6 protein-coding genes are annotated in these 8,572 nt (G+C 59.2%); all 6 read right to left on the reverse strand.

Going from position 1 to position 8,572, the window contains the following annotated elements; translation table 11 throughout:
- Window positions 1-84 precede the first annotated feature (84 nt).
- Entirely contained in the window at window positions 85-1,161 is a 1,077-nt protein-coding gene (locus AAF358_04920) for a FecR domain-containing protein (GenBank protein ID MEM7704870.1), read from the reverse strand.
- On the reverse strand, window positions 1,158-1,754 hold the full coding sequence (locus AAF358_04925; protein ID MEM7704871.1) for a sigma-70 family RNA polymerase sigma factor: 597 nt from the start codon (window positions 1,752-1,754) through the stop codon (window positions 1,158-1,160). Before AAF358_04925 ends, AAF358_04920 begins: the two co-directional genes overlap by 4 nt.
- Window positions 1,755-1,895: 141 nt before the next feature.
- The gene (locus AAF358_04930; GenBank protein MEM7704872.1) at window positions 1,896-4,415 is read right to left on the reverse strand and encodes a TonB-dependent receptor; all 2,520 of its coding nucleotides are present in this window, start codon (window positions 4,413-4,415) and stop codon (window positions 1,896-1,898) included.
- A gap of 104 nt (window positions 4,416-4,519) precedes the next feature.
- The gene (locus AAF358_04935; protein MEM7704873.1) at window positions 4,520-5,593 is read right to left on the reverse strand and encodes a FecR domain-containing protein; all 1,074 of its coding nucleotides are present in this window, start codon (window positions 5,591-5,593) and stop codon (window positions 4,520-4,522) included.
- The gene (locus AAF358_04940) at window positions 5,590-6,201 is read right to left on the reverse strand and encodes a sigma factor-like helix-turn-helix DNA-binding protein (protein ID MEM7704874.1); all 612 of its coding nucleotides are present in this window, start codon (window positions 6,199-6,201) and stop codon (window positions 5,590-5,592) included. Before AAF358_04940 ends, AAF358_04935 begins: the two co-directional genes overlap by 4 nt.
- A gap of 165 nt (window positions 6,202-6,366) precedes the next feature.
- Window positions 6,367-8,346 carry a prolyl oligopeptidase family serine peptidase gene (locus tag AAF358_04945; GenBank protein ID MEM7704875.1) on the reverse strand — a complete coding sequence of 660 codons (1,980 nt, stop codon included), beginning with the start codon at window positions 8,344-8,346 and terminating at the stop codon, window positions 6,367-6,369.
- Window positions 8,347-8,572: the final 226 nt, after the last annotated feature.

Raw genomic sequence — 8,572 nt, forward strand, 5'->3', positions numbered from 1 at the left:
CATTTGCACCACCTACTTAATGATCTATTCGGGCGGAAAATCGACACCCTCTTCGCAAGAATTTCTTACAGCGCGCGTCGGCCCCTAGTCCTTCGGGTTCCGAAGGCGGATGACAACCCTCGCGGGGTCAGCGCGATCCAGCGAGACAGGATGGATTTCGGTGAGGATCGAAAGCATGCCGTCGATATCTTGCGCATTAAAGGCACCACGAATCCTGAGGTCACCCAGCTCCCTCGCATCCGCAGAAATTTCGACCGGCACCACAGAATAGCGATTGGCGTCCGCCACGAGTTCGGTCAGCGGCGAGCCGCTGTAGATCAGTCGGTTCTGCCGCCAGGCGCCGATGAGCTGAGGGTCGACAGTCTCTACCTGCTGAAGACCTTGCTTGGAGTCGGCCTCAACCTGCTGCCCACCAGACAGCACTTCTCGGGACAGGATCGAGGTAGCCTCCTCCGCAATAATAAAAGGGTGGGTCACCACAACGGCCCCTTCGGCCACGGCAACGCGCGACGTGCCACCCGAAATATGCACATTGAAAGTTGTGCCCAACACCGTTGCCTCCAGCTCATTGGCAGTCACAGAGAACGGCCTCGCGGGATCCGACGCAACCTCAAAAAATGCCGAGCCGCTTATCAGTCTGACAGTCCGCACCTGGCTATCGATTGACGCCTCCATTTCGCTGGCGGCACCCAAGGTAATTTGAGAGCCGTCACTCAGCGTCACTATCCGGGTTTGGCCAATATCGGTGACGTGGGCGGAAGTGTCCGAATTCGAGGTCAGGACAGCGCTGGGCGCGATGGACTCCTGCCTCGCCAGAAATACGGCGCCCACCAATGCCAAACCGCCGAGCATCCCAGCCGCGGCAATTTTTGCTGCAGGCGCAAGAAACAGGTCTGACCAGCGATCCTTTAGCGCCGTCCATTTCTCTTGGGTGGTGGGTCGGAGCAACGATGGGTCAAGATCAACAGCGGACACCTTTCCGAGCGCCGACCAGAAGCTCACGGCGTCTTGATAAGCCTGCTCGTGGCTCGGATCCTCAGCCAGCCAGGATTGAAACTGCTTGCGGTCTTGGTCGGTTGCCTCCGAGTCGGTCAGCAGCAGTCGCCAATCGTGCGCAGACTGCAGAGCCTGGGAGACTTGGGGCGTTATCTCAGTGCTCATGGCTTGCGCTCCTTATCGTTTGCGAGCAGCGCGTTCAACTCTGCCGCCGCCCGCGAAACGTGTTTGGCCGCTGCGGTCCGCCCGATCCCGAGCCGCCGGCCAACTTCGGCGACGCTGAGACCTTCCAGACGGTGCAGGATCAAGGCCCTCCGTCGCTTTTCGGGCATCCTGCGCAGAACGTCGTTGATCGAAGATAATTGCTCCTTTGCAATAATGATCTTTTCGGGCGAAGAAACGTCACCCTCACCCGCAAACGAACGCCGCTCGATCTCCGGTCTGCGGGCCTCTCGTCGCTTGACGGTGTTTTTTTCCGTCAGTACCAGATTGCGGGCCGTACGCCAGATAAACGCTTTGAGATTGCGGATCGAGGCGAGATCTCCCCTTTCAATCACCCGCTGAAACGCTTCCTGGGCCACGTCGTCCGGATCCGGCGGACCGTCTCCGTAGATATGCCGAATCGATAAGGCCAATTCGCCCGAATAGCTGCTGTAGAGGTCTAGAATTTCTTGGGGAATGGCGCTGGTGGAATCGTCAGGCCGATCCGGCGCCTGAGTTTGGCTGTTACCTAGCTTTTGTGGACCGTCGTAACCCATGCGGCAGCGAAAAGTGCCGGATAGCCCGACTTGTGCGAATGATTCTCACTAGCGTACCCGGTGTTTTTTCATTTGCAAGCACTGCTGACTCAAGCCGTGCCGGTCGGTGAGGCTCAGCTAGAGCTAGAGCTCCCGTTAACGTTAGAAGTCAAATTCCACAGCCACCCCGGCAACTCGGGGAAAATTGATCCGGTAGGAGGGTGACGCGTTGGGCGTCAGGACGCCCGTCGCGGTATCGATGGTCGCGAAGCCTCGCTCGGTCGCAAACCGGTCGTCCAGCGCATTATTGGCAAACGCATAGACGTTCCACTGCTTGAAACGGTACCCTACGCGGCCGTTGATCAGCGTCGCCGATTCAACTTCATTGACCGCCAGATTGGCCACCTCAGAGAATTGGTCACTCCGGTAATTTGCGCTCCAGTTAGTGTAAAAGCCTGACGGATGCTCGTAGCTCACCCCAACCGCCAGGGTCGTTTCTGGCGCTGTGGTAAATGAGTTGCCACGGACGTTCTCGAAAGGCCCCGGCACCTCAGCGAACGGAAAATCCTTAAACTCGGTCCGCAGCAGGCCTAAGCCAACAAAGTAACTCAGCGACTCCGTCAGCTGATGGTCAATATTGAGCTCAAGGCCGAAAAGCTCGGACTCACCGGCGTTTTCCACCAACGCAAGACGCGCGTCAATCTGGGCGCTGGGTACCACCACCTGCTGGTCCTCCCATTCGGTAAAAAAGACGTTGGCGTTCACCGACAGCCGACCATCCAGCCACAGCGAACGAAAGGCCAGTTCGTAATTCGTCAGAAACTCAGGATCAAACTCGTTAGTGATATTCGTGGCGGTAACCGGATCGAAAAATTGCCGGATACCACCCGCCCGATAGCCTCGAGCCACCGAAAAAAACAGCGACCGATTGTCATCGAATTCATAGGACACACCCGCCCGAGGTAGGAAAGCCTGGTAGTCGGTGGGTGTCGCGGGCTCGTTCGGCGCAAAGGGGGCGGCAAAGACGGCGCACGGCACGGCACCAAAGAGCAAGCACGTTGGCGGGTCCGCGGTGACCAATCCGGACACGGGGTTGTCGCCAAGACTCTCACGATCATAGCGCGCCCCGAAATTCAGCGACCACCGATCGTCCAGGTCTATGGTGAGGTCAGCAAAGATAGCCTCGTTAGTGATTCGGCTGCGTGATTGGCTGGCCACGGTAATCAGCGAATCGGGTGGATCCACCGGGACGCCTAGGCCCGCCAGCGGCACCGTAAACTCGCCGCGGCCCTCGCTTTTCTGTTCAAAATAGTACGCGCCGATCCAGCCGCTCACGCGGGAGCTGTTAAACGCGGCACGGAGCTCGTAGGACGTCACCCGTTGATCGTTATCACTCGGGGAAATCGGTAAATTGATTGTCGCAGGCAAGCCGATATTGAAACGCCGTCCAAGTTCAGAATCCTCACGGGTTACCAGTCCAATGAGCGTCCAACGATCGTTGAGGGCATAGCTGACATCTGCGATGTACCGATTGGAGTCGATATCGCTGAAATTGATGCGGGTGTGCGTCTCTCCGGCGAATGGATCGAAGGCGTCAAACGCAGGGTCACCAAAGGCTACCGGTGCAATCGCAAAGTTGAAGTCACCCGTCTCAGTCTCCGCCCGCTCAGCGATCAGCTCAACTCGCAGGCCATCGATGGCCGCCGGCTCATAGAGCAACTTGCCGCGGGCGGTATAGATATCGAAGAATTGTTGATCCAGGCCCGTGCTAACCTCTTTGTGTCCCGTGTTCTGCTCCTGCTGATCGTAGGAAAAGCGAAAGGCCAGCTGGTCGTCGATGATCGGGCCACTGACAGCAAAAGAGGCGTTCTGAAGGTCCTGAGTCGCGGCCTGAACGCGGGCGCGGGCGGTCCATTCGTAGGTTGGGTCGGCGGTATATGACACGATTGCCCCAGACAGGGCGTTTCGGCCTTGAATGGTGGACTGGGGTCCTCGGAGCACCTCAACCTGCGCTATATCCCACACCGACTGAATACCGCTGAGCGCGAGACCTAAGGGTGCACCGTCGACGTAGAGCTGGCTGGTTGATCCTGTGCCCGCGCCGCCGACACCTCGCGCGTTTACGCCGCGAATCGAATAATTTGACCCGCCGATCAGATTGACGGAAACATTGGGCGTACGCAGCAAGATGTCGTCTACGCTAAACAGCACCTCGTCCTCGATCCGTTCGGTCGTAAAAAGCTCTACCGAGGTCGAAGTTTTCTGCAGCGTCTGATCTTTCTTCGTACCGTAAACGAGCATCTCTTCGAGGACGCGCGTATCAGTCGATTGCTCGACAGTCGTATTGGCCGCTCGCCCGGGCGCTGACGCGATAACAAAGGTCTTGGCGCCGCGCGCCTGAGCGACAAGATCTGACCCTGCCATGGCCTCGGCCAAGGCCTCCTTGGCACCCATCTCTCCGTAAATGGCCGGCGCCTCACGGCCTTGGGTCAGCTCATCCGACGCAACGACGGTGATCGAGAATGCTCGCCCGATGGCCACCAGGGTGCTGGATAACGGCTGAGCCTCAATCGCGAGCGTTGCCGTGGGCTGCGCCTGGGACCAGGCTGGTAAGTAAGTGATAAGGCAGGCGACAAGGGCCGCTCCTCGAAAGCGAGAAGGCGAGCGCAGTGCTTTGAACATGTGAGCAGATCCTTTCCGAGCGCTTAGTTCGCGACTGATTCTCAATCGCATCACTATGAAGACTGCCAGGGCAGGGAAAGTGACACATTGTTCTTTATTATTTTTTAGGGCTGCGCTGAATCCTTCCTGCTGAGGACAATTCTTTTCCCCGCTGAAGCGTCGACAACCTCAACCGGCAAGGCGGCCGTCAGAGCATCCAGCAGCACCTCCGGGTCTGCGGCGGCGAAAGTGCCCGATAGCTCGAGAGCCCTGGCATTTTCTTCAACGTCGACCGGGTATGGTGCGTAGCGGTTCAAATCTGCAACCACTTCGGCCAACTGCGCATTCACATAAATCAACTGACCCATCCGCCAGGCGCCAACGTCGGTGATCGGCGTCAGCCTAACCGGGCCAAGACCATCTCCCTGAGTTGCCATAACGCTCTGGCCGGCGGTCAACGTTACGGAGCGCAGTGCCGCGTTGGGCTGACGCACCCAGGCTGTATTAACCTCGGATCGGTCAAGCACCTGAGGGTGGGAAACTCGCACCTCTCCCTCGGCAACCGTCACCGCCAGCTGATTCCCGCGGCGCCGAAGCTCAAAGGCTGTGCCGGTCACATCCACACGGGCTGCACCAGCGCCAACGCTGAACGGGACGCCAACCTGTTTCACCACGTCAAAAAACGCGTCACCATCGACCAACTCGGCCGTCCGTTGCCGGTCGTCGATTGCAACCTCGACCCGGCTCAATGGGCCCAACATCAGCCGTGAACCGTCTTCCAACACGAAGGACTCAGGCTTGCCGCGACCCGTCTGAAAGACCTGGGTTGGCGTAGGCGCCAACTCATCCTGAGACCCGATCGGTAATTTGAACCCGGCCACGAGCGCCACGGCTAGCGCGGCGACGCTTGCGGCGGCCGCCCATCCCAAGCGGAGGCCCGCACGGCGGCTCCTTGCCGGCAGCTCGGAGACGGCTGATCCGGGACTAGCCCCCGCCGAATTCAGCAACTCCGCGTCGTATTCGACCTCACCCAGCGCCGCCCAGAGGATCTCGGCATCGGCAAACGCCGCCGCGTTTTCCGGATGGCCTGCCAACCAGGACTCAAACTCAGCCTGCTCATCGCCGGCCAGCCCGCCGTCGTCGATGCGGGCGCGCCAGAGATGTGCCTCGCTCACGATTAGCTCGCCGACCTCAGTCATTCGCCCCTTTCCTCGTCCGATTGACCCTGCGCAGCCAGGGCGGCAGCCAGCGCTGTGGTCGCGACAGCGATGTGGCGGACGGCCGACGAGCGGCTAACGCCGCACTGTTCGCCGGCGGCGGCCGGGGTCAGTCCGTGCACTCGATTTAAGATAAAAATTTTGCGTCGTCGTTCGGGCATAGCCTTTAACGTGCGCATGACCAGCGAGAGCTGCTGCTTTGAACTGAAGACGCGTTCGGGCTCGAAGTTGTCACATCCCTCGCTGAAGTAGCGACGTATTACCTCATCCCGATGATCACTTCTCACCGCTAGCTTGCGTTTCTCCGTGAGTAAGACATTTCTCGCTGCGATCCACAGGAAACCCTCGGGGTCTCGGATATCATCCAGCGCGTTGCGGCGGCTTAGCCGCTCAAATGCAGCCTGGGCAACGTCCTCCGGATCCGGCGGCCCGGCACCGTACGTTGCGCGAAGTCCGCCAACCAGCTTGCTGAAATAACGCTCGTAAAGCTGTCGAAAAGCCGGGAGTCTCAGCGTATGGTACGAGGATTGCTCGACGTCGTCGGGTGGCGGGGGCGACACGTCGCCGACGTCAGTGACTTTTAAGGTCATGGCCTGGCTACGAGGCGTTCCGTGAGGCGGAAGCGTTATTCCGCGGCACTCGGTACCCGAATCGCTTTGGCCGTGAGAGAGCGCTCGACCGAAAGGTTGGGTGCAAGGACACCGAGTCAGGCAGAGCGCCAAAGAAGCGCCGCGTACGCCGGAGCGCTCACATCTCTACCCATCTGCGGAAGCAACCTCTGGACTCTCGTCGTTCGCGGTATCCGTGAGAGGTGGCGCCAGCTGAGCGTCAAGTTCAAGATGTTTGATCAAAAAAGTGCTGAGTCGGCGATAGTAAGCGCGCGAGTCTGAGCGCATCTGAAATCCATGCCCCGCCGGCAGAATCATAGTCTCGATGGGTCGCCCTAACAGCTTCATCACCATATCCATGCGGTTAAAGTGCTCAATATCGACGCGCTGGTCAAACTGACCGTGGGCAAGGAACAATGGTCGACCAAGATCGACGGCCCGATACAGCGGAGAAACCTCCTTGAGCGAAGCCAAATCGGTTTTGGGATCGCCAAGAATCTCCCGCATTCTTGCGACGAGATCCTCGTCCTGGCTCCAGTCGCTGGACGAAAACATCAGCGGCAAATCCGTAGGGCCCGACAACGACGACGCGCAGCGATAGCGCTCGGGTCGGCGAATGATATTCATCATAGCCGAATAGCCGCCATAGCTGCCGCCATGGGCACAAATTCGTCGCGGATCGATGTTGTGTTCGGCAATGACCCGGTCGACCAGCAGATCGATATCATCCTCGATGGCGCGCCCCCATTCACCTTCACCCGCCTTCTCAAAACGCTCCCCGAAGCCTGAGCTTCCGCGATAGTTGGTTCTGAGCACCGCCGCGCCCAGCGCCGCAAAGTATTGGGCTTCGTAGTCAAAGTGATTGGCGTCCCTGACGCCGATAGGTCCGCCGTGAGACACCACCAGCAGCGGTGGCTGCTCTACGTGGCTCGGCAAGGTCAGATAACCTTCGATGTCAAAACCATCCTGCGATTTCGCCCTGACCACCAGCGTTTTCGCCATTGCCACCGAGTCGAGCTGCGGCGCGACGCTGCCGATCTCAATGAGTTCATTGTTTGGCCCGTCGCGGTAGAGCAGAGTCCCTCGGCTGGTGGGGGATTCCACGAGCACCACCGCAAACTGATCGTCCACGTCACGGGACATCACATAAGCCGTTTGGTCGGGGAACCGCTCTGACACTGCGCTTAACCAGCCATCCTGCTCGGCGACCAGGTAGTCTCGCCTTACCCTTCCATCTTCCGTGTATTCGATGGCGAGCGGACGCCCGTCCGCAGGATTGATAATGATGTTGCTGAGGTCGAGGGTTGGGTGCTCGTACAGGGTCTCGCCGAACTGTCCGGACACGACATCGAGTTCGCGCGCGACCAGCTTTTTATTCTCGTCGTCTGTGAGCACCAGCAGCTTCTGTCGACTTGAGAAATAGCTCAGGGGCTTGAAACGCGCCTGACCGGCAATCGTAAAGATCTTTTTCCAGCGGGTCTTTTGGCGCAGCCAAAGGTCAAAGTTGCCGTCCTTTCCTTCCCTGACCGCAAACCTCAGCTGCCCTGCCCGGTCGGAGTACCAGTAAAGGCCGTCGGTAATGCGCCCATTGAGTCGGTTCTTGGTCCGATAAGTGGTGTCGTCAACAAGCCCCTGGCTGTCAATCTGAACCTTGTATACGCCACCACCCTTGTCGGCCACCAGAGAAAAAAGAAAAGCGCTCTCCTGATCAACAAGCGGGTCTACAAGAAAACCCGGGGCACCCAACGAAATCATAAACGTCTCGGAAAACTCCTCGCCGTCATAGGTGAAGCGCCCGAGCCAGTGGCGCCAACGCATCGAGATCCCCGAACGGGCGAGGATCATCACGGTTCGGTCCCCCAGCCAGCGCAGCTCGGCCGCTGTGCCCGTCCGGCCATCACCGGTATTGGCGAGAACCATGAACTTCCCGCTTCTTGGGTCAAGGATTTCGACCTGTTCAAACCCTTCTCGGAGCGTTTTGACCATGACCAGCTGCCCGTTCGGGCTGAGCTCCGCATCGTGGTAGAGATCATCCGCAAAGAAATCGTCCGGTTGAACGGATTGTGCAACCGCCGCCGCGGCGACCGACCAGCAGCACGCAACAAGCACCGCGCGGAGGAGCATCATCAAGTGTCCTGTTTGGCAAGTTCGTTGTATTTCAGCGCGTGTCCACAAGGCCCTGGGGCAAGGCGCGAGCGGCCGGCCAGGGTGGTTCCCTGGCCAAGGCTCGCAACGCCGCTCCAGGCCTTGTGGTGCGCGCCCGAAGGGAGCCCCCTTGGGCACCAATAACCGCGTTGCATCGCTTGCCAAGGGCTACGGCCATTGCCGGCGCGATGCGCCTTGTTCTTGGCGC

Source organism: Pseudomonadota bacterium (assembly GCA_039033415.1).
In the GTDB taxonomy this organism is placed as follows: Bacteria; Pseudomonadota; Gammaproteobacteria; order Xanthomonadales; family SZUA-38; genus JANQOZ01.